Raw genomic sequence first — 21,148 nt, 5'->3', positions numbered from 1 at the left:
AAGGCGGGCCTTACGCTGCCTGCGCCTTCTTCTCGTCGCGCAGTTCGCGTCGCAGGATCTTGCCGACATTGGTCTTGGGCAGGTCGCTGCGGAATTCGATGTGCTTGGGCACCTTGTAGCCGGTGAGCTGCTCCTGGCAGAACTTGATCACGGCTTCCGGGGTGAGGTTCGGGTCCTTCTTGACGATGAAGGCCTTCACCGCTTCGCCCGACTTCGAATCAGGGATGCCGATCACGGCGCATTCGAGCACGCCCGGATGGCTCGCGATCACTTCCTCGACCTCGTTGGGATAGACGTTGAAGCCGGAGACCAGGATCATGTCCTTCTTCCGGTCGACGATCTTGGTGTAGCCCTTCTCGTCCATGATGCCGATGTCGCCGGTGCGGAAATAGCCGTCCGCGGTCATCACCTTGGCGGTATCCTCGGGCCTGTTCCAGTAGCCCGACATCACTTGCGGGCCCTTGGCGCAGATCTCGCCGGCCTGGCCGAGCGGGACTTCGTTGCCATCGTCGTCGCGGATCGAGATGTAGGTCGAGGGCACGGGAATGCCGATCGTCCCCGTGAACTCGGTTGCCGTTGCCGGATTACAGGTCAGCGTCGGCGAAGTCTCCGACAGACCGTAACCCTCGGCGATGAAGCAGTTGGTGATCGCCTTCCATTGATCGGCGACGGGGCGCTGCACCGCCATGCCGCCGCCGTTGGAGATCTTCAGCTTGGAGAAGTCGAGCTTCTTGAAATCAGGGTGGTGCATCAGGCCGTTATAGAGCGTGTTCACGGCCGGGAAGCTGTTGACCTGGTATTTCGCCAGCTCCTTGACGAAGCCGGGGATATCTCGCGGGTTGGGGATCAGGAGATTGCAGCCGCCGGCGCGCACCGCGAGCAGGTAGCAGGCCGTCAGCGCGAAGATGTGATAAAGCGGCAGCGCGCAGACGATCATGAGCTGGTCCACATGCGGCGGCGCGGCGAGCGCCGGCTGGAGCCAGGCGTCGTTCTGCAGGACGTTGGCGACGATGTTGCGGTGGAGGAGCGTGGCGCCCTTGGAGACCCCGGTGGTGCCGCCGGTATATTGCAGGAAGGCGACGTCGCCCGGCGAGAGTTTCGGCTTGTTGAACGTCATGCCGCGGCCGGCCGAGAGCGCGTCGTTGAAGGAGACCGAGCCGGGCAACGACCAGGCCGGTACCATCTTCTTGACGCGGCGGACGACGAGATTGACGATCACGCCCTTGAAGCCGAGCAGATCGCCCATGGCCGCGACGATGACGTGCTTGACCTGCGTCTTGGCGATCACCTGCTCGACGGTGTGGGCGAAATTCTCCAGCACGATGATGGCTTCGGCGCCGGAATCCTTGAGCTGGTGCTCGAGCTCGCGCGGGGTGTAGAGCGGATTGACGTTGACCACCGCGAAGCCGGCGCGCAGCACGGCCGCGGTCGCGACCGGGTATTGCAGCACGTTCGGCATCATGATGGCGACGCGTGCGCCGCGCTGCAGTCCGCGGCCCTGCAAATAGGCAGCGAGCGCGACCGACATCTGGTCGAGGTCGCGATAGCTGATGGACTTGTCCATGCAGATGAACGCCTTGCGGTCGGCGAACTTAGTGAAGCTCTCTTCAAGAAGGTCGACCAGCGATGCGTATTGGGTCGGCTCGATATCGGCGGGCACGCCGGGCGGATATTGCTTGAGCCAGATGCGCTCCATGGAAAACTCCCCTCATCTACCAGAGCCCGTTGTGTCTCGGGCTTGCCTCATTGCCGCCAGTATCGAGCCTGCCGGAACGGGAGGCAAGTCGTCGAGGATTAGGACAAAGGTCAGGGAGTGGCTACTGGATTCGTCCAGAAGCCGCGCTGCCGCAGGTGCGAAGCGCGGCGGCCCGGGTCGGTGCGGCGTTAACTGTTGTTGGCCGGCTTGGTGGCGGGCTTGGTCGCGGCCTTGGGCTTGGCGGGGCTGCTTGCCACAGGCTTCTCGGCGGGTTTGGCCGCAGCATCGTGCTTGGCGGCAGCATGCTTGGGCGCCGGCGGCTTCGCCGCAGTCTTGGCGTCGTTCTTGTCGTTGTTCTTGCCCTCAGCCGGCTTGGCAACAGGCTTCGCCGCCGCCGTCTTGATGTCCTTCGCGCCCTTGCCCGCGTCCTTCGGCTTGTCGGCCGCATCAGGTTTCTTGGCCACGCGCGACTTCTTGCCACGCGGCTTCGACGCCGTCTGCTGGTCGGCATCGGCCGCGACCGCCGCGATCAGGGCGGTGCCGGTGCGGGTCGGGCCGGTATAGACCGGCACGGGCTCGGCCGCCGCGGGGGCCTGCGCCATCAGCTCGGAGGCCTTCATCAAAGGCGGCTGAAGGCCGGCGGTGAAGAAGGTCACCTGGGCTTCGCCACCGGTGGCCGAGGCCGATCCGCTGGTGCCGCCATTGGCCGCAATCAGCGCGTCATCGTCGTCGCTGGCCGGCCGCTTGCGATGGGCGCCGCACATCTCGTCGCGCAGATTCGGCGGCGAGGCGTCGACCGGCACGAGGTTATCGACCGTGCCGAGCGAGGGGCGCAGCCACGTCAGATTGTCCTGGCTGAAGCCGCGCTCCAGCAGCTGCGCCGCCTTCACCGCGCGCGCCGTGCCGGAGCTGGAGCCGAGCACCACCGCGATCAGCCGGCGGCCGTTGCGGGTCGCGGAGGCGACGAGATTGTAGCCGGAGGCACAAATGAAGCCGGTCTTGAAACCGTCGGCACCTGGATAGCGGCCGATCAGCTTGTTGAAATTGCCGGTGACGCGTTTGCCGAAGCGGATCGCCGGGATGTGGACGAAGTATTCGTATTCCGGCAGGTCGCGCAGGAACGAGCGCGCGAGGATGCCGAGGTCTCGCGCCGAAGTGATCTGGCCGTCGGCGGGCAGGCCGTTCGGATTGACGTAGCTGGTCTGCGTCATGCCGAGCTTCTTCGCGGTATCGTTCATCATCGCGGAGAAACCGTCGATCGAACCGCCGACGCCTTCGGCGAGCACCACGGCCATGTCGTTCGCCGACTTGACCATCATCATCTTCAGCGCGTTGTCGACGGTGAGCTGCGTTCCCGGACGGAACCCCATCTTCGAGGGCGATTGCGAGGCCGCCGTCGGCGATACCGTGAGCAGCGTGTCGAGCGTCAGCCTGCCGTCCTTGACCGCCTTCAGCGTCACATAGGCGGTCATGATCTTGGTGACGGAAGCCGGATACCAGGGAATGGTCGCGTTCTCCGCCTGCAACACCTTACCGCTGTCGGCCTCGATCAGCAGCAGGGCTTCGGCGCTCGCCGCGCGTGGCGCGAGCAGCGCGGCACATGCGAGCGTCGCAGCGAACAGGTTGAACAGGGATTTGCGAAGCAGCGGGCGTAGGGCGTGCACTATCCGATTCCGGTCCTTGGAGACCCGCCTGATACGGGCGGTGCTCGTGATCTGATTGTCGGTTCTGATATCCAGCGCCGCCGCTTGCGGCGCCGCAAACCTATACCGGCTGGTGCGTCGAGAACAGGGGCATGAGCGGGGTATTCCGCAATGAAATAGGCCGAATTTCGACGATCCTGTGAGGACTTGCTAGGGGGATTTGGCAGCAGTCGCAGCAGCCTCTGCGGCTGTCACACTGGCCCGTGTGGTCTCGTGAACCATGAACTGGGCCCTGGCGAGCTCGGCGAAATGGCCGCCCTTGGCCACGAGTTCATCGAAAGTTCCGCTTTCGATCACCCGCCCGTTCTCGAACACCAGGATCCGCGTGGCGTTGCGAATGGTGGAGAGGCGATGGGCGATCACGAAGGTGGTGCGGCCCCTCATCACTTCGTCGAGAGCGGCATTCACCTTGGCCTCGGTGACGGCGTCGAGCGCGCTGGTGGCTTCGTCCAGGATCAGGATCGGGGGATCCTTCAACAGCGCGCGGGCGATCGACAGCCGCTGCCGCTCGCCGCCGGACAGCATGCGGCCGCGCTCGCCGGCATTGGTCGCGAAGCCGCCGCTGCGATCGATGAAATCGAGCGCCTGCGCACGCTCGGCCGCCTTGCGCATCTCGGCCTCGGTCGCGTCCGGCTTGCCGACGCGCAGATTCTCCTCGATCGAGCGGTTGAACAGGAGCGCCTCCTGAAACACGACGCCGATATTCCGGCGCAACGAGGTCAGCGTGACGCCGCGCACGTCCATGCCGTCGATCCTGATGAAGCCGGATTGCGGATCGAAGGCGCGATGCAGGAGCGCGATCGCGGTGGATTTGCCGGCGCCGGTCGGGCCGACCAGCGCGATGGTCTGGCCGGGCAGCGCGGTGAAGGTGAGGTCCTCGATCGCCGGCCGCTTGCCGTCATAGGAGAAGGTGACGTCGTTGAACTCGACGAGGCCGGATAGCCTGCCGGCGTCGATTGCGTCGGGCCGGTCGTGCACCGCGGGCACGGCGTCGAGCACATTGAAGAACTCGCGCAGGCGGGGCGCCTCCATGAACACGTTGTTGATGAAGCCCACCACCTGCTCAAGCTTCTGGATCAGCAGCGTCGCGAAGCTCACGAACATCACGATCTCGCCGACCGAGGTCAGCCCCTGGTCGTGCAGCGCGATGCCGAGCGTGAAGATAGCCAGCACCGTGATGGTGGTGGAGGCGCGCGTGATAACGGTGACCAGCGCCCACCACGACAGCACCGGCATTTGCGCCGCGAGCAATTCGTCGGCGACGGAGCGCAGGCCCTTCACCTCGGATTCTACGCGGACGAAGCTCTGCACCAGCGCGACATTGCCGAGTGCGTCGGAAGCGCGCGCGGACAGCTCGCTATATTGCTCCTCGACCGCCATCTGCATGCCGAAGGTCTTGCGCACCACGAAGGTCGTCAGCGCGGTGAAGACGATGCAGAGCACGAACAGCAGGATGGCCAATCGCCAGTTCAGGTAGAGCGACAGCGGCAGCAGCACCACGACCGAGAGGATCGCGGCAAAGTGCTCGCGGAAGAAGCCGAGCCACAGCCGCCACAAGGCGTCGGTGCCGTTGAGCATCACCTTCATCAGCCGGCCCGAATGGGTGCCGGAGTGGAAGGTCAGCGGCAATTGCAGGATGTGCTCGAAATAATCGGTCAGCACCGCCTGGCGCTGGCGGTGCGAGAGCCGGTCGGCCTGCAAGGCCACGAGCGCGCTGCAGAGAATGGTGAACAGCCCGAAAGCGACCCACGCCACCAGGAACGGCCAGGCCGAGCTCGACCCGGCCACCGCCTTGCCGGAGAGCACGTCGACGATCCGGCCGAACAGCACGGGCTCGGCGAACTGTGAGGCAGCGAGCAGGAGATTGGCAAATGCCAGCAGCCAGCCCAGCCGCGCCTCCTTGCCGAGCAGCTCGAGGACGCGGGTGTAGAGGCTGAAAATGGACATGCGGACCAGCAACTCGAGCGGACAATGGAGCCCGCATTCTAAGCAGGGATCGCCCGCGAGATATAGCGGAAGCTGTGAGTTTTACTCAGTTGACCAGCCGCCCCGCGACCGGCGGTAGGAAACGGTCGTCGAAAATATCGCCCGCCGTGGGCCGCTTGCGGAATTTGAAGTCCTGCGCGATCTGGTCGATCGAGCGCTCCAGGCGCCCCGGCTCGACGCCGCCGAGGCCGTTGCGCTTGACCTCGTCGGTCAGGATGTTGTCGGCGAGGACGGTGCGCAGGCGCGCCAGCTCCAGGTCGCGGTCGCCGCCGTCGATGCGGCCCGCCGCCTCGTCCGCCGCACGCGCCGGCTCCTTGACGGTCGCATTGATGCCGGCGATCAAGGCGCGGACGAAGCCTTTTACGGCATCCGGCTTTGCTGCGGCGAAGGCGGGATTGGCGACCACTGCGAAGCCATAGGCCTCGCAGCCATAGTCGGCAAAACGCAGCACGACGAGATCGGCTCCGGGCACGCCGCGGTCGCGCAGGTTCACCGCGGAGAGATAGTTGAAGCCCGCGACCGCATCGACCTGTCCCGCGGACAGGATCGGCTCGCGGACCGCAGCGCCGATCTTGTGGAATTTGACGCGCAATGCCTTAATGCCGTTCTGCTGCGCCAGCGCCGGCCACAGCCGCATCGACAGATCGCCGTCGGCAACGCCGACGGTCTTGCCGTCGAGATTGGGCAATACCTCGATGCCGCGGCTCCTGCGCGCGACGATCGCGTAAGGCGCGCGGTTGAATAGCACGAACACCGCCTTGACCGGCGGCGAGTTCTCCTTGTCGCGAAACCGGATCAACTCGTTGATGTCGACGAACGCAAGCTCGCTGTCGCCCTTGGCGACGCGCGCGAGCGCCTCCGGCGATCCGAGTGCGCTGTTGAAGGACACGTTGAGGCGTTCGGCACTGAACCTGCCGTCCTTCGCCGCAAGGAAGAACGGCGCCATGCTCGCGTCCAACGGACGATCGAGGGTGAAATGGATCGCAACGGACGGCGCAGCGGTCTCGGCCGCACCGACTTCGCGTGCAACGAGCGTTGCAAGCGAGATCGAGAGAGCCAGCAGGCAACGGAGAGTGGTCGTCTTGAATCCTGACATCGATTGCGCCGGTTCCGCATTGTTAAGTTTTGTGACGCTCGCGGCGCCGGCTGCGGCCAGTCTCTCCGCGCCAATATGAACGGCGGATGAGCGGCGGTTGCGTCACGATCACGCAACCCCGTTCAGCTTGTGTTGGGGTTGGGGAACCCAACATGGGATGCGGGTGTTTGAAAGACATGAGCCTGTCTGCAGGCCCCATTCGAGGTCCCAAGGAGGGTCCAGAACATGTTTGACAACTTTTCGAAGTTTACCGGCCGCAAGGCCGTTTTCGCCACCGCCGCGGTGCTGGCGCTGACCGCGGTTGCCCCTACCGCTTCGTTCGCGGGAGGCCGCCACTGGCATGGCGGAGGTGGCGGGGCTTTTGCCGGCGCGGCCATCGCCGGCGCCATCGGCACCGGCCTTGCGATCGCCGCCACCCGTAATGCCTACGCCTACGACGCTCCGGCTTACTATGGCGGCGGCCCGGTCTATTACGACGAGGGTCCGGTCTATTACGGCGGCGACTCCTATATCGGCCCGCGCCCGTTTCACCGTTGCGGCGGCCCCTACCAGTCTGCGCAGGGCGGCCAGGGCCAGATCTCGACCTGCTACTGAGCGGGCTCGCCCGCTTGACCTGAACAGGCCGTCGCGGTTGCCGCGCCGGCCTGTTTTCTGCTTTTATTATCGGACGTTAACACGCCCGCCATTTGTTTAGAGTAGTTTCGAGTACCATGAGTGATTCGCTTGAGCGGCTATATCTGGCTGTGCTCGCGGCCAGAGATCTTGATCCGGCAACGTCGCGGACGGCCCGGCTGTTTCAGCGCGGGCCCTCGAAAATGGCAAAGAAGCTCGCCGAAGAGGCCATCGAGGTCGTGATCGATGCCGTCAATGGCGACACCGATGCCGTGATCCGGGAAAGCGCCGACCTCTTGTACAATCTCACCGTGCTCTGGGCCTCTGCGGGCGTGCGCCCCGAGGACGTCTGGCGCGAAATGACGCGGCGCGAAGACATGCTCGGCATCGCCGAGAAGCTGCCGAAATCGTCGATGAAGCTGCCTAAAGTCGCATCACCGCGCGTGGCTGCCAGGCGGCCGATTGTCGCGCTCGAGGGCCGAACCGCGCGCAAGCGCCACTAGAAACGTCATAATTCGCCTCAATCTCGGCATGGACAAATCCGTCCCATGGTGCTTCATCGCGGCGCCATGCTGAAACGTATCTACGATTGGTGCATCGACGCCGCCCATAAGCCCTACGCGCTCTGGATCATGGGAGCCGTGTCTTTCGCCGAGAGCTCCTTCTTTCCGGTCCCGCCGGATGTGATGCTGATCCCGATGTCGCTGGCGCGCCCGCAGCGGGCCTGGCTTTATGCGATGGTCTGTACCGTCACCTCGGTGCTCGGCGGCATCGTCGGCTACGCCATCGGTGCGCTGCTGTTCGACTCCGTCGGCCAATGGCTGATTCAGGTCTACGGCCTCGGCGGCAAGGTCGAGGCCTTTCGCGCCTCCTATGCGGAATGGGGCGCGGTGATCATCCTGCTCAAGGGGCTCACCCCGATCCCCTACAAGCTCGTGACGATTACCTCGGGCTTTGCGGGCTACAACATCCTCCTGTTCGTTCTGTGCTCGATCGTTGCGCGTGGGGGACGCTTTTTCATCGTGGCGATTCTGCTCAACCGCTATGGCGACTGGATCCGCGTGAAGATCGAGAAGCATCTCGGTCTCGTGGTGGCGGTCGGTGCTGCCGTGCTGGTGCTCGGCTTCGTGGTGGCGATCAAGCTAATCTAGATCCACGGCGCTTTGCCGCAGGGGCGGCTTCGGCTACGGTTGCCATCATGATGGTTCGATCCGGCAATCCGGCCGCGCGGCTCGGGACGCTGATGTCAGCAGTGCTGCTCCTGCTCGCTGCTTGCGGGACCGGGTGGGCGCAATCGGCGCCGCCGTCGCTTGGCTTGCAGGAGCAAGGGCCTCAGGCTGCGCCGCCGCCCTCGACGCCTCCGCCTGCAGAAAATCCCGGGCTGATCCATGAAATGGGCAAGCTGTTCGACAAGCTTCCCTCGATCCTGCCGCCGATCAAAAGCCCCAGCGAAACCATGAACGACCTGTCGCGGCTGGCGAAGCCCTCGACGATGGTGTCGGGACGCACCGCCTGCCCGGCATCGTCCAACGGCGCGCCCGATTGCAAGCAGGCCGCCGACCAGCTTTGCCAGAGCAAGGGCTACAAGGAAGGCAAGAGCCTGAACGCCGATTCCGCGGAAAAATGCTCGGCCAAGGTTCTCATTCCGGGCAGGCAACGTAAGCCGGATGACTGCCGCACCGATACTTTTGTGACCAGTGCGCTGTGCCAGAACTGAAGGACGTCGCGCGAGCAACAAGGAGCGCCCATGAGCCGTACGGAGCAGGACTTCCTCGGACAGCGTGAGATCGCCGACGACATCTATTACGGCGTCCAGACCATCCGGGGTAAGGAAAACTTCCACATCACCGGCATTCCGATGAACCAGGAGCCTTTCTTCGTGAAGGCGCTCGGTTACGTCAAGAAGGCCGCCGCCATGGCCAACCGTGATCTCGGCGCGATCGACGCCAAGGTCGCGGACGCCATCATCGTCGGCTGCGACCGCGTCATCGCCGGCGACATGATGGACCAGTTCGTCACCGACTTCATCCAGGGCGGCGCCGGCACCTCCACCAACATGAACGCCAACGAGGTGATAGCCAACCTCGCGCTGGAATCGCTCGGCTTCAAAAAGGGCGACTACCAGCACGTCAGCCCCAACGATCACGTCAATTACGGCCAGTCCACCAACGACACCTATCCGACCGCGTTTCGGCTGGCGCTGATCCTGCGGCTCGAAAGCTACATGACCGCGCTGCGCCAGCTGCAGGAAGCCTTCTTCACCAAGGGCCGCGAGTTCGACCGTGTGCTGAAGATGGGCCGCACGCATCTGCAGGACGCGGTGCCGATGTCGCTTGGGGCTGAATTCCGGGGCTGGGGCACCACCATGGGCGAGGAGGTCGATCGCATCTCCGAGGCTCGGGCGCTGCTGCGCGAGATCAATCTCGGCGCCACCGCGATCGGCACCTCCGTCACGGCGGCCCACGGCTATCCCAAGCTCGCGGTCCGGCATTTGAGCGCACTCACCGGCGTCGACTTCATTCTCGCCGGCGACCTCGTTGAGGCGACCTCGGACACCGGCGCCTATGTGCAGCTCTCCGGCGTGCTGAAGCGCACCGCGAGCAAGCTGACCAAGATCTGCAACGACATCCGCCTGCTCGCCTCCGGCCCACGCGCCGGCTTCAACGAGATCAACCTGCCGCAGTTGCAGCCGGGCTCCTCGATCATGCCGGGCAAGGTCAATCCCGTCATTCCCGAGGTCGTCAACCAGACCAGCTTCCTCGTGATCGGGCTCGACACCACGGTGACACTTGCGGCCTCGGCGGGCCAGCTCCAGCTCAACGTGATGGAGCCGGTGATCTCGTTCGCGCTGTTCTTCTCGATCCGCACCATGGAGCGCGCGGTCAACAGCCTGCGCGAGAATTGCGTCGTCGGCATCACCGCCAACGAGGAGCACACCCGCAACATGGTGCTCAACTCGCTCGGCATCGTCACGGTGCTGAAGCCGCTGCTCGGCTACAAGCAATGCGCCGAGATTGCGCGCGAGGGCTACCAGAGCGGCAAGTCGCTGCACCAGATCGTGGTGGTCGAGCGCAAGCTGCTGACCCAGGAGAAGTGGGACGAGATGTTCTCGTTCGAGCGGCTGATCAATCCGGATCTGCTGGGGTAGGGGCTGTCATTCCGGGACGCGCGAAGCGCGAGCCCGGAATCCATCGGGCCTCAGCGCGAATAGCGAAATGGATTCCGCGCCCGCGCCAAGAGGCGCGCCCCGGAATGACAGCAACGGAATTCCGCGCCTAGGAATTGCTGCCTGGCTCTCCGCTGCGGCGACAAAACGCAATACTTGACAGTGGAAAGATTGCCTTGTTGGTATGGCGGTCAACCTTCCATCGACCGGCCAACAGAGGATCGTCCCGCAATGTCCATGCCTGCCTTGTTCAAAGGACGCCTGTCGATCCCCGTGATCGGCTCGCCGCTCTTCATCATCTCGGTGCCCGATCTCGTGATCGCGCAGTGCAAGGCGGGTGTGGTCGGCTCGTTTCCGTCGCTGAACGCGCGGCCGCCGGAGCTGCTTGACGAATGGCTGGCGCGGATCACCGAAGAGCTTGCGGCCTATGACCGCGCCCATCCCGACAAGCCGTCGGCGCCGTTCGCGGTCAATCAGATCGTGCACAAGTCGAACAATCGGCTCGATCACGACATGCAGCTCTGCGCCAAGTACAAGGTGCCGATGGTGATCTCCTCGCTCGGCGCGCGCGAGGAACTGAACCAGGCGGTGCACGGCTGGGGCGGCATCGTCTTTCACGATGTGATCAACCAGAAATTCGCGCACAAGGCGATCGAGAAGGGCGCCGACGGCCTGATCCTGGTCGCGGCCGGCGCCGGCGGCCACGCCGGCACCATCTCGCCGCTGGCTTTCGTTGCTGAAACACGAAAGTGGTTCGACGGTCCGATCGCACTGTCGGGCGCCATCGGCAACGGCAGGGCAATCCGCGCCGCGCGCATTCTCGGCGCCGACTTCGCCTATATCGGCTCCGCCTTCATCGCCACCAAGGAAGCCAACGCGGTGGAGAAGTACAAGGAGATGATCGCAGGCTCGACCGCCGACGACATCGTCTATTCCAACCTCTTCACCGGCGTGCACGGCAATTACCTGAAGCCCTCGATCCTGGCCGCCGGCATGGATCCGGAAAACCTGCCGACCTCCGATCCCTCCAAGATGAATTTCGGCACCGACGCATCAGGCGAGCGCGCCAAGCCGAAGGCCTGGAAGGAAATCTGGGGCTCGGGCCAGGGCATCGGCAGCGTCGAGGCCATCTTGCCTGCCGCCGAGCTGATCGCGCGCTTCAAGAAGGAATACGACGAGGCGATCGATCCGCCGTTGTAGTTCTGGCGTCCCGGACGCGCTGCAACGTGCAACGCTGCTGCGCAGAGCCGGGCCCCATCGCGACGAATGGACCCGGCTCAGCGTCGCACCGCTTGCGCGCTGCGCTACGTCCGGGAAGTGCCAGTCGAGAGATCGAGCAAAACATGACCGCCATCTACCACGTCGACGGCAACAACGTCGTTACCAGCCCTGATGCCGCGGGCCCTTGGGACCGGCGCATGCAGCACGGCTCGGCGCCGGCCTCGCTGGTGACCTGGGCGGCCGAGCGCATTCCGACACCGTCGCCGATGAACATTGCGCGGGTCACCATCGACCTGATGCGCCCTGTGCCGGTGGCGCCGCTCACGATCGAGACCACGATCCTGCGCGAAGGGCGCAAGATCCAGCTCTGTGAAATCAAGCTGCTCGCCGACGGCGTGCAGGTGGTCGGTGCCACCGTGCTCAAGATCAGGACGCAGGCTCAGGCGCTACCCGATGACGTCAAGGAGTTGCCGGTGACGCTGCCGTCGCCCGAGGATTCGTTCGCCGAGGACGGTCACGCCGCCACCAGTCCGTTCGTGCGATCGGTCTCGATGCGCGCCGCGCGCGGCCGCTTCGGCCAGGCCGGTGCCGGCGCGATCTGGTTTCGTGTCGACCACCCGTTGATCGAGGGCGAACCGCTCTCGCAGGCGATGCGCGCCGTGGTCGCAGCCGACTTTTCCAACGGCACGGCCTCGACGCTCGACTTCCGCGCCTGGACCTACATCAACGCCGATCTCACGGTAAACTTTTCGCGCCAGCCGGTCGGTGAGTGGATATTGCTTGACGGTGAATCCTGGATCGGGCCAGACGGCGCCGGTCTCGCGATGTCGCGGCTTGCGGACCGGCAGGGCTATTTCGGCCGCGCGGTGCAGAGCCTCGTTATCGAGAAGCGATAAGACCCCCCCCAAGTCTACAGCCGTATTCTGGACCCGGCGCTGGATCCGTTCCATCTTGTTGAAGATCTTTCGGAAATGGCCCTCTCTCGACCCTGCATGGGTCGTGAAGATCGGAGCGCGGAACCGATTGTTCCCTTCTCGGTTTTATCCCCGTAGAGGGAAAACATGGCTTCGATTAAGGAATTTTCCGGAAGGGCCCAAACTGGAGTTTGGGGACTGGACAACATCCTGTCCGGGGGATTGTCGCGTGGACACGTGTTCCTCGTGGAAGGTGCGCCCGGTACGGGCAAGACCACGGTAGCGCTGCAATTCCTGCGAGAGGGCACCAAGGCCGGCGAGAGGTGCCTGTACATCACCTTGTCCGAGACGGAGCGTGAGTTGCGCGAAGGCGCGGCTTCGCACGGCTGGACGCTGGACGAGGGAATTACCGTCTTCGAACTGCTGCCCCCTGAGAGCCTCCTTGATTCAGAACAGCAGCAGAGCCTTCTCTACTCCTCCGATCTCGAACTCGGCGAGACGACCAAGCAGATTTTCGAGGCGGTCGATCGGATCAAGCCGCATCGCGTCGTGCTCGACAGTCTTTCTGAAATCCGGCTTCTCGCCCAGAGTTCGTTGCGGTACCGCAGGCAAATTCTGGCCATCAAGCACTTTTTCTCCAGGTTCAATACGACCGTGATGCTTCTCGATGATCTCACGGCCGATGTCGCCGACAAGACCGTCCACAGCGTCGCGCATGCGGTTCTGCGCCTTGAGGAGCTCGCTCCGGATTATGGCGCGGAGCGCCGCCGTGTCCGCGTCATCAAGTATCGTGGCACCAGGTTTCGCGGCGGTTACCACGACGCAACCATCACCACGGGCGGCCTGAACGTGTTTCCGAGGCTGGTTGCGTCCGAGCACCGCGCCGATTTGCGGCGCACGACGTTTTCCAGCGGCATTGCGGGCTTCGACCAGTTGCTGGGAGGTGGGGTGGAAACGGGCTCGAGCACGCTCGTTCTCGGACCATCGGGTACGGGCAAATCCCTCATCGCGATCGTGTTCGCCGTCGCGGCGGTGGCGCGGGGAGAGAAAGCGGCGCTGTTCGTGTTCGACGAGGAGCTTGGTCTGCTATTCTCGCGCATGAAAGGCATGGGAATCGATCTCGACGCGCTGCGACGGACGGGTAGTATCGCGATCGAACAAGTGGACGCGGCCGAACTCTCCCCGGGGGAGTTCGCGCATATGGTCCGCAAGCGGGTCGACGAGGAGGGCATCAAGGCCGTCGTGATCGACAGTCTCAATGGCTATCAGGCTGCCATGCCCGAGGAGAATTCGCTCATCCTCCACATGCACGAACTGTTGCAATACCTCAATCGCTGCGGTGCCGCGACATTCATGACGGTTGCCCAGCACGGCCTCGTCGGTGACATGCGGGCGCCGGTCGACGTCACCTATCTCGCCGATACGGTCATCCTCCTGCGTTATTTCGAAGCGCTGGGCAGCGTGCGACGTGCGATATCCGTGATCAAGAAGCGAATGGGCCAGCATGAATCGACCATTCGCGAGTTCCGCATCGGCGGTCGTGGTCTGGCCATCGGCGAGCCTCTCGAGGAATTCCAGGGCGTTCTGCGCGGCGTGCCCGTTTACATGGGCGACCCGCGACCTCTGCTCCAGGAGCCTGGTGCGTGAGACCGGGCGACACGTCCGAACGTGCCGTTGTGCTTGCTCCGACGGGCCGCGACGCAAATGTCGCCGCGAGCCTGATCCGCGAAGCAGGCTTTGCGGCTGACGTCTGCCCCGACCTCGATGCGCTCGTTCGCGAGATGGCGGCCGGTGCGGGGCTTGCCATCATCGCCAACGAAGCCGTGAAGACCGCAGATTTGCGCAGTCTCGTCAGGTGGCTGAACGAACAGCCCTCATGGTCGGACTTTCCGATCGTTTTGCTCACCCGCCAGGGCGGCGGTCCGGAACGCAATCCGGACGCCATGCGGCTCGGTCAGGCACTCGGCAATGTGACGTTCATCGAACGGCCGTTCCATCCGACCACGCTGGTGAGCGTCGTAGGATCGGCGATCCGAGGGCGGCGCCGCCAGTACCAGTCACGCGCGATCCTTGAGACCCTCACCGAGAGCGAAGGCCTGCTGCAAACGGCATTGAGTGCCGGTCGGCTCGGTGCACTCGAACTGCATCTGCCGTCCCTGAGGCTCGAGGCCTCCAATACCTGCAAGCTGTTCTTCGGGCGACGGCCAGAGCAGGAATTTTCCTACCAGGACCTGCTCGAATCCGTGCACCCGGACGACCGCGCCCGCCGGCAGGCCGTGTTCGACCGCGCCGTCGCCAGCGGCGGCGATTACAGCATCGAATATCGAAACGTCTGGCCGGACGGCTCCCAGCACTGGGTGGATATAAGGGCGCGAGCGGTGCTTCGGCCCGACGGTACTGTGCGATCGCTGGTCGGGGTGTGCTCCGACATCACCGCGCGCAAGGTCGCCGAGATCGAGCGCGAAAATCTGTTGGCCCAGCTTGCTGCAGAACGGACCGCGCTCGCCGAACTCACGGCCACACTCGAGCAGCGCGTCGAGCAGCGCACCGCGGATCTGATGACCGAGGTAGCCGCGCGCGAAAAAGCGCAGGATCAATTGCGGCAGGCGCAGAAAATGGAGACCATCGGCCAGTTGACCGGCGGCGTTGCGCACGACTTCAACAATCTGTTGATGGCCGTGATGGGCAATCTCGATCTGCTGCGCAAGCGCATCCCGGACGACCCGCGCCTGCGCCGGCTGATCGACGGCGCGTTGCAGGGCGCGGAACGGGGTGCCTCGTTGACGCAACGTCTGCTCGCGTTCGCCCGCCAGCAGGATCTGCGGGCGGAAGCGGTCGACCTCGGCACGTTGATCCGGGGGATGAGCGACCTGCTCGAGCGATCGCTTGGTCCCCGGGTCGAGTTGCGCCTGGACGTTCCGGATCGCGTGCCCCCGGCACGAGTCGATTCCAACCAGCTCGAACTCGCGATCTTGAACCTCGCCATCAACGCGCGCGATGCGATGCCCGATGGCGGCTCGATCGAAATCCGCATCCGCGACGATCAGGCGGACGAAGAGGCGCGGCTGCCGCCGGGTCAGTATCTCGCGCTGTCCGTGATCGACACCGGCGAAGGCATGTCTGCCGAGACGTTGAAGCGGGCGGTGGAGCCGTTCTTTTCCTCGAAGCCGGTTGGGAAAGGAACCGGACTTGGCCTTTCGATGGTGCACGGTCTTGCCGTGCAGCTCGGCGGCGCCCTTCAGCTCTCGAGCGAGGTCGGAGTTGGCACCACGGCGACCCTGATTCTTCCGGTCGCCACCCAGCTTCCGAAAGCGGAGGCGTCTATCCCGGTGCGGCGACAGGCCGGCCGATCTGCCGTCATCCTTTTTGTCGACGACGATCCGCTGATCGCTATGTCGACCACCGAGATGCTCGAAGATCTCGGGCACCGCGTCATCGGCGTCAGCTCGGGCCTGCACGCCCTCGATATCATTCGCAGCGGGCAGCAAATCGATCTCATGGTGACCGATCACGTCATGCCCGGCATGACCGGGCTCGAACTTGCGGCCGCCTCGCGTCAGTTGCGACCGTCACTGCCGATTCTGCTGGCCACTGGATATGCCGAGCTGCCCGAGGGGTCTCAACTCGATCTGCCGCGACTGGCCAAGCCCTATCACCAGGATCAGCTTCGCGATCGCCTCGATCAGATGCTTCGCTGAAAGGCCGGCGCGGAAAGCATCGGCGACCCCACTTGAACGGCAGGCTTCCGCCGCCGCGGAAGTGATGCTTGGTCGCGAGCCTCGTCTTGCCTCAAGGTCTCTTGTTCGACGCAGGCATCCTGCCTGTTCAGATGCCGTAGAAGATCTTGATCTCCCACAACACGACAATGATCGCCGTGATCAACGTGACCGCGGCCACTGCACTTTCCAGGGAAGCGACTCTCATCTCACTCTCCGCTTCCCAGCCCCGATAACGCTCTAGTTGATTCCTCGATTCGCCGGCAATTGTGCGAGCAGTGCCCGCGCGCACTCTGTGGCGCGTTGTGGCGCCGAGGCCACAACGGCACCCGTAAAATCCCGGGAGTTACCCCACCATCCGGTCCCGCCCGCTCCAGAAACCCGCGCGCAAAACCTTCTTGTCGACCTTGCCGACGCCGGTCATCGGCAGCTGCTTGACGAACTGGATCTGCTTCGGCGCATGTGCCGAGCCCTTTCGGGTCTTCACGAGGTTGATCAACTCGTCCGGATCGGGCCTTGCGCCCTCGCGCGGCACGATGATGGCGGTGACGGCTTCGCCCCATTTCTCGTCGGGGATTCCGACGACCGCGACCATCGCGACATCGGCGTGCTGCGACAGCACGTCCTCGACCTCGCGCGGGAAGATGTTGAAGCCGCCTGATACGATCATGTCCTTCTTGCGGTCGAGGATGAACATGTAGCCGCGCTCGTCCTTCCGCGCGATGTCGCCGGTGTGGACCCAGCCGTTCTTCAACGTCTCGGCCGTGATGTCGGGCCGCTTCCAGTACTCTGCCATCACATGCGGGGCTCGCACGCAGATCTCGCCGGCCTCGCCCGTCTTCACCTCCTGGTCGTCGTCGCCGAGGATCTTGACCTCGCAGGCTGCGATCGGGAAGCCGCAGGACAAGAATAGCTCCGGCGTCCTGGGATCGTGATCCGCCTTGCGCAGTACCGAGACCGGGTAGCATTCGGTCTGGCCGTAGAGCTGCGAGAACACCGGTCCGATGCGCTCGATGCCCTCGACCAGCCGGCTCGGCGACATCGCCGACGCCCCGTAGAGCACCAGCTCGAGCGAGGACAGGTCGGTCTTGCTGAGCGCGGGATGGTCGAGCAGCACGTAGATCATGGTCGGCACGAACAGCGTGAAGTTGATGCGCTCGCGCGCGATTGTGACCAGCACGGCCTCGGGATCGAATCCCTTCAGCATGTGCACGGTGCCGCCGCGCATCAGGGTCGGCAGCACTTTCGTGCCGGCGACATGGCTGATCGGGGCGACCGTGAGGTAGCGTGCGGCCTCGGGGATCTCGAAATCGGCGAGGATCGCGGCGGCGGCTCCGGCATTCTCGCGATGATAGCGCAGCGCGCCCTTGGATTTGCCGGTGGTGCCGCCGGTGTAGTTCAGCGTGGAGAGATCGTCGAGGCTGGCAAGACAAATTGCGCTGGCGTGTCCCGCGCTCTCGATGGCCGCCAGCAGATCGACGCCGTAGCCGGCCGGTCCCATGGTGAAGACCGCCTTCAGCCGGGTCGCCCGCGCGGAAAGCTCGCCGCCGCGGTCGCGGAAGGCGGCCGCATCGACCACCAGCATCTCGGCCTCGGAATCCTCGAGCTGGAACAGCTGGTCCTCCAGCGATCCCAACGGATGCAGCCAGGTGATGCAGAGCCGCGACAATTGCGCGGCGACGCCGGCGCACCAGGTGTCGGCGCGGTTCGCAGTAAGGAAGGCCACGCGCGCACCCGGCTGCAATCCGAGCCGCATGAACACGCCCTGGATGCACCCGATCAGGTCGATGGTGCCCTGATAGCTCAGCGATCCCTCGGGCCAGGCGAACGCGGTGCGGCCGGGATAGCGCGACAGCGCCCGTAGCGTCTGCGCACAAGTCGGCGACGATGCGTGAAGCGGATCGGACATATGTTTCCTCGTTGCTTTGTCACCGGCTTCTGGCGTGCCAATGTTGCCGCGACGCTAGCACAGAGACTGCGGGAGGAAACGACAAAGCCCGCGCGGCGGTGCATGCGTGACGAGGAGATTTGTGTGACATCCGATCGACTGCAACGCTTCGGCGATCGTCTGGCTCTGCCGCTGATCGCGGCTCCGATGTTCCTGGTGTCGGGCGTCGAGCTCATGGTCGCGGCCTGCCGCAACGGCGTGATCGGCAGCTTCCCCACCGCGAATTGCCGCAGCACGGAGCAGCTCGATGAATGGCTCGCCGCGATCGCGGCGCGGCTGCGCCAGCACGAAGATCAGACCGGCCGCAAGGCGGCACCGTTCTGTCCGAACCTGATCGTGCATCGCTCCAACGCGCGGCTCGCGCAGGATCTCGCCGTGCTGCTGCGGCACAGGCCGGAGATCGTCATCACCTCGGTCGGCTCGCCCGCGTCGGTGTTGAAGCCGCTGCATGACGCCGGCGCGCTGGTGCTGGCGGACGTCGCCTCGATTCGCCACGCCGAACGCGCGGCGGAAGCAGGCGCCGACGGGCTCGTGCTGCTCACGGCGGGCGCGGGCGGCCAGACCGGCTGGCTCAACCCGTTTGCCTTCGTTCGCGCGGTGCGCGCATTCTACGACGGCATCATCGTGCTCGCCGGCGGCATCAGTGACGGCCATGCGCTGCACGCGGCCGAAGTGCTCGGCTGCGATCTCGCCTATATGGGCACGAAATTCATCGCGACGCGCGAGAGCATGGCGGACGAACGCCACAAGCGGATGCTGGTCGAGAGCAGCGCAGACGACATTTTGCTCACCACTGCGTTCACGGGTTTGCAGACCAGCATGCTGAGACCGTCGATCGTGGCCGCCGGCCTCGATCCCGACGATCTCCCGGCACGCGGCGCGATCGACATCTCCGAGGACATCGACGTTGCCGCGCGCGAGAGCCGGCCAAAGCGCTGGCGCGACATCTGGAGCGGCGGGCATTCCACCTCTGGGGTCACCGACGTGCTCGCTGTCGACGATCTCGTCGCGCGGACGGCGACCGAATATCGCGAAGCGAGAGTGCGCCTTTCCCCGTAGAATTGCGGAAAGAGCCGGCGCGCTCGTCCCGATCACGGTTAATCGAGCGCTCGTTCGGGACGTCCCATTTAACGGCAGATTAACCAACGCGGGCCAAGAATCCCTCCACGGCCACCAATCAGGGCCGAGAGGGACAGGCGATGGACTTCGATTTTCTCAACAGCAAGACAGCGGCTTCGCTGGACGAAATCCGCGTCCGCGTCGCTCATGCCCTGGCGCGTCATCCGCTGTGCCGCAGCGTCCGTTTTGACATCGTCAGCGTCCCCCGCACCCGCCGGGGCGGCAACTGGACGGTGACGCTGCAATCGGTCGAGCCGCGCGGGGTCTGGGAGGCCTCGGAGATCGTCGCGGACATCCAGGACGCCTACGATCTGGCGGCAGCTGCCTGATTTCCTTGAACTTCCAGGCGATGTCGCCGGAGTCCGCGCGATTGCCGCCGCATTGGCACGGTTAAGCCTTAATTATCGCCCAGTTTCCGGGCAGTGATCACGTGGACTTGAAGTTGGGCGCGGAGAAACGTTTGTCCAGAGCCATCACCATCGTCGTCCTGACCTGTTTCCTCGTCCTGGGCGCCGCCACCACCGCCATTCTCGGCCGGGACAGCGTGCCCAGCGTCAGCGAAGAGATGATCGCGCAGACGCCTCCGGCCAAACCCCTCGCCACCAACCGTGCCGCCAAGGCCGACCGTCTGGTTCCGACCCTGGCGCTGGCTTCGGCCGCGATCGAGCCGGTTCAGGTGCCGGCCGACAGGCTTTCGCAGGCGCCCGTGCTGGCCGAGCCGCTGCGCCAAGCCTTTGCCGCCGCCACGCCCTCCGATTTCCCGATGCCCAAGGCGTCGAGCCTATCCGAAGCGCCCGCCGCGGCGGAGGTTCCCGCCGTCGAAGTTCCGGCCAAGCCGAAGGTTGTCGCCAAGCCGCAGCCGCAGAAACATTATACCCTGCTGTCCGACGCACAGATCTCCGGCATCCGGGATCGCCTGAAGCTGTCCTCGTCGCAGGAATATTACTGGCCTTCGGTCGAGACCGCGCTGCGCAACGTCGTCCGCAAGATCTCGGCCAACAAGCTCTCCAATCCGAACGCGCCGCCCAGCGCACAGATCGATCCGAACTGCGACGAGGTCCAGCAATTGAAGTCGGCTGCAATGCCGCTGCTGTTCCAGCTGCGTGACGATCAGAAGGAAGAAGTGCGCAAGCTCGCCCGCCTGATCGGGCTCGAGAAGGTCGCGCAGCAGATCTGACTCGCGGGTTTCCTCTAGGAACCGCGCCTGCATCAGGAACATCTGGCAATCGACGCGCGTTGCTCGCCCCAAAGAGGGAGTGGATCAATGCGCGCCTCGACAGCCTATTTCGTCGGTGCCGGAACTATCGTCGCGGCCATTGCCATCGGTCTCGGCGGCGGCATCGTTGCCGGCAACATCATGAACCCTGTCGCGTCCAAACAGGGCCCGGACACTAGCAAGATGGCGCAGCGCGCCGAATCCGCTGGCACGGCGGCACAGGCGAGCGCGCCGCCGTCGGAACGCGTCAATTATCTCACGGGGTCGCAAGTCTTCGGCGGAATGATCGCCGCGCCGGCGCAAGCCGAAGCGAAGCCGGAACCGGACGCGCAGCCCGCTCAGGCGAAAGCCGAACCGCCGGCCCCGCCGCTCTCACAAGCGGCCGCGGTTGAGCCGCCCAAGGAACAGTCGAAGCCGACGGTCGCATCGTCACCGAAAGCGGCAAAACCCACCGAGCAGCAGGCATCGGCCGACCCGGCCTCTTCGCCCGAGAACGCCTATGCCAAGGCGAAAGATTCCGACGTGAAGCGCGCGGCGCCCGAGCGGCGCCGGATGGAGCGTCGTGAGCGCTGGGCCGAGCGCCGCCACTATGACACCCGCGAGCAACGCGGCCAGCGCGACCGCACCGATTGGGACGACGTCGCGCGCAACATCCGTGAAGATTCCGATTCGCGTGATTATGCCGGCCGTTCGCGCGGCGGCTTCCCGCAGATCAGGCTGTTCGGGCCGGACGACGATTAGCGTTTAGCGCGCGG

At 64.7% G+C, this 21,148-nt stretch carries 18 protein-coding genes; 13 read left to right on the top strand and 5 right to left on the bottom strand.

Annotation, left to right across the window (positions count from 1 at the left end; translation table 11 throughout):
• Window positions 1-10 precede the first annotated feature (10 nt).
• From CIT39_RS30595 to CIT39_RS30580, 4 genes are all read right to left on the bottom strand, one after another.
• Window positions 11-1,696, bottom strand: coding sequence for a long-chain fatty acid--CoA ligase (locus tag CIT39_RS30595; protein WP_094976575.1), 1,686 nt, complete (start codon window positions 1,694-1,696; stop codon window positions 11-13).
• A 188-nt stretch (window positions 1,697-1,884) separates the two neighbouring features.
• A complete protein-coding gene (locus CIT39_RS30590; protein WP_094976576.1) occupies window positions 1,885-3,360 on the bottom strand; it encodes a D-alanyl-D-alanine carboxypeptidase family protein in 1,476 nt (491 codons plus the stop codon).
• Between the two features lie 189 nt (window positions 3,361-3,549).
• A complete protein-coding gene (locus CIT39_RS30585; RefSeq protein WP_094976577.1) occupies window positions 3,550-5,346 on the bottom strand; it encodes a glucan ABC transporter ATP-binding protein/ permease in 1,797 nt (598 codons plus the stop codon).
• Between the two features lie 85 nt (window positions 5,347-5,431).
• A complete protein-coding gene (locus CIT39_RS30580) occupies window positions 5,432-6,481 on the bottom strand; it encodes an ABC transporter substrate-binding protein (RefSeq protein WP_094976578.1) in 1,050 nt (349 codons plus the stop codon).
• Window positions 6,482-6,706: 225 nt separating this feature from the next.
• On the opposite strand from CIT39_RS30580, the gene CIT39_RS30575 reads away from it, so the two are divergent.
• The 9 genes from CIT39_RS30575 to CIT39_RS30535 all read left to right on the top strand — a co-directional run bounded on the left by CIT39_RS30575 (window position 6,707) and on the right by CIT39_RS30535 (window position 16,092).
• Window positions 6,707-7,075 carry a hypothetical protein gene (locus CIT39_RS30575; RefSeq protein ID WP_094976579.1) on the top strand — a complete coding sequence of 123 codons (369 nt, stop codon included), beginning with the start codon at window positions 6,707-6,709 and terminating at the stop codon, window positions 7,073-7,075.
• A 116-nt stretch (window positions 7,076-7,191) separates the two neighbouring features.
• Window positions 7,192-7,596: a phosphoribosyl-ATP diphosphatase gene (hisE, locus tag CIT39_RS30570; protein ID WP_063200315.1), complete on the top strand. Its 405-nt coding sequence runs from the start codon at window positions 7,192-7,194 to the stop codon at window positions 7,594-7,596.
• Window positions 7,597-7,641: 45 nt separating this feature from the next.
• On the top strand, window positions 7,642-8,244 hold the full coding sequence (locus CIT39_RS30565) for a YqaA family protein (protein WP_162307746.1): 603 nt from the start codon (window positions 7,642-7,644) through the stop codon (window positions 8,242-8,244).
• Between the two features lie 47 nt (window positions 8,245-8,291).
• Window positions 8,292-8,810: a hypothetical protein gene (locus CIT39_RS30560; protein ID WP_094976580.1), complete on the top strand. Its 519-nt coding sequence runs from the start codon at window positions 8,292-8,294 to the stop codon at window positions 8,808-8,810.
• A gap of 30 nt (window positions 8,811-8,840) precedes the next feature.
• Window positions 8,841-10,241: an aspartate ammonia-lyase gene (locus tag CIT39_RS30555; RefSeq protein ID WP_094976581.1), complete on the top strand. Its 1,401-nt coding sequence runs from the start codon at window positions 8,841-8,843 to the stop codon at window positions 10,239-10,241.
• Between the two features lie 249 nt (window positions 10,242-10,490).
• Window positions 10,491-11,459 (top strand): NAD(P)H-dependent flavin oxidoreductase, encoded by a 969-nt coding sequence (locus CIT39_RS30550; protein ID WP_094892979.1) that lies wholly within the window; start codon window positions 10,491-10,493, stop codon window positions 11,457-11,459.
• A gap of 143 nt (window positions 11,460-11,602) precedes the next feature.
• Window positions 11,603-12,376, top strand: coding sequence for a thioesterase family protein (locus CIT39_RS30545; protein WP_094976582.1), 774 nt, complete (start codon window positions 11,603-11,605; stop codon window positions 12,374-12,376).
• 165 nt (window positions 12,377-12,541) lie between these two features.
• Complete coding sequence (locus tag CIT39_RS30540) at window positions 12,542-14,041, top strand: ATPase domain-containing protein (protein ID WP_094976583.1); 1,500 nt, start codon at window positions 12,542-12,544, stop codon at window positions 14,039-14,041.
• Window positions 14,038-16,092, top strand: coding sequence for a hybrid sensor histidine kinase/response regulator (locus tag CIT39_RS30535; protein ID WP_094976584.1), 2,055 nt, complete (start codon window positions 14,038-14,040; stop codon window positions 16,090-16,092). Before CIT39_RS30540 ends, CIT39_RS30535 begins: the two co-directional genes overlap by 4 nt.
• Before the next feature lie 364 nt (window positions 16,093-16,456).
• On the opposite strand, the gene CIT39_RS30530 is transcribed toward CIT39_RS30535, so the two are convergent.
• The gene (locus tag CIT39_RS30530) at window positions 16,457-18,019 is read right to left on the bottom strand and encodes an AMP-binding protein (protein WP_094976585.1); all 1,563 of its coding nucleotides are present in this window, start codon (window positions 18,017-18,019) and stop codon (window positions 16,457-16,459) included.
• Window positions 18,020-18,142: 123 nt separating this feature from the next.
• Here CIT39_RS30530 and CIT39_RS30525 point away from each other — a divergent pair, with 123 nt between their 5' ends.
• The 4 genes from CIT39_RS30525 to CIT39_RS30510 all read left to right on the top strand — a co-directional run bounded on the left by CIT39_RS30525 (window position 18,143) and on the right by CIT39_RS30510 (window position 21,134).
• Window positions 18,143-19,117 (top strand): NAD(P)H-dependent flavin oxidoreductase, encoded by a 975-nt coding sequence (locus CIT39_RS30525; RefSeq protein WP_094976586.1) that lies wholly within the window; start codon window positions 18,143-18,145, stop codon window positions 19,115-19,117.
• A gap of 140 nt (window positions 19,118-19,257) precedes the next feature.
• Entirely contained in the window at window positions 19,258-19,506 is a 249-nt protein-coding gene (locus tag CIT39_RS30520; protein ID WP_094892973.1) for a hypothetical protein, read from the top strand.
• Between the two features lie 131 nt (window positions 19,507-19,637).
• Window positions 19,638-20,354 carry a hypothetical protein gene (locus CIT39_RS30515; protein WP_162308763.1) on the top strand — a complete coding sequence of 239 codons (717 nt, stop codon included), beginning with the start codon at window positions 19,638-19,640 and terminating at the stop codon, window positions 20,352-20,354.
• Between the two features lie 87 nt (window positions 20,355-20,441).
• Window positions 20,442-21,134 carry a hypothetical protein gene (locus CIT39_RS30510; protein WP_094976587.1) on the top strand — a complete coding sequence of 231 codons (693 nt, stop codon included), beginning with the start codon at window positions 20,442-20,444 and terminating at the stop codon, window positions 21,132-21,134.
• The last annotated feature ends 14 nt before the right edge of the window (window positions 21,135-21,148 follow it).

Origin of the sequence: Bradyrhizobium symbiodeficiens (assembly GCF_002266465.3) — a bacterium.
In the GTDB taxonomy this organism is placed as follows: Bacteria; Pseudomonadota; Alphaproteobacteria; order Rhizobiales; family Xanthobacteraceae; genus Bradyrhizobium; species Bradyrhizobium symbiodeficiens.
Note: the sequence above shows the minus strand (reverse complement) of the source record. Positions and strands in the feature narration are given on the sequence as shown.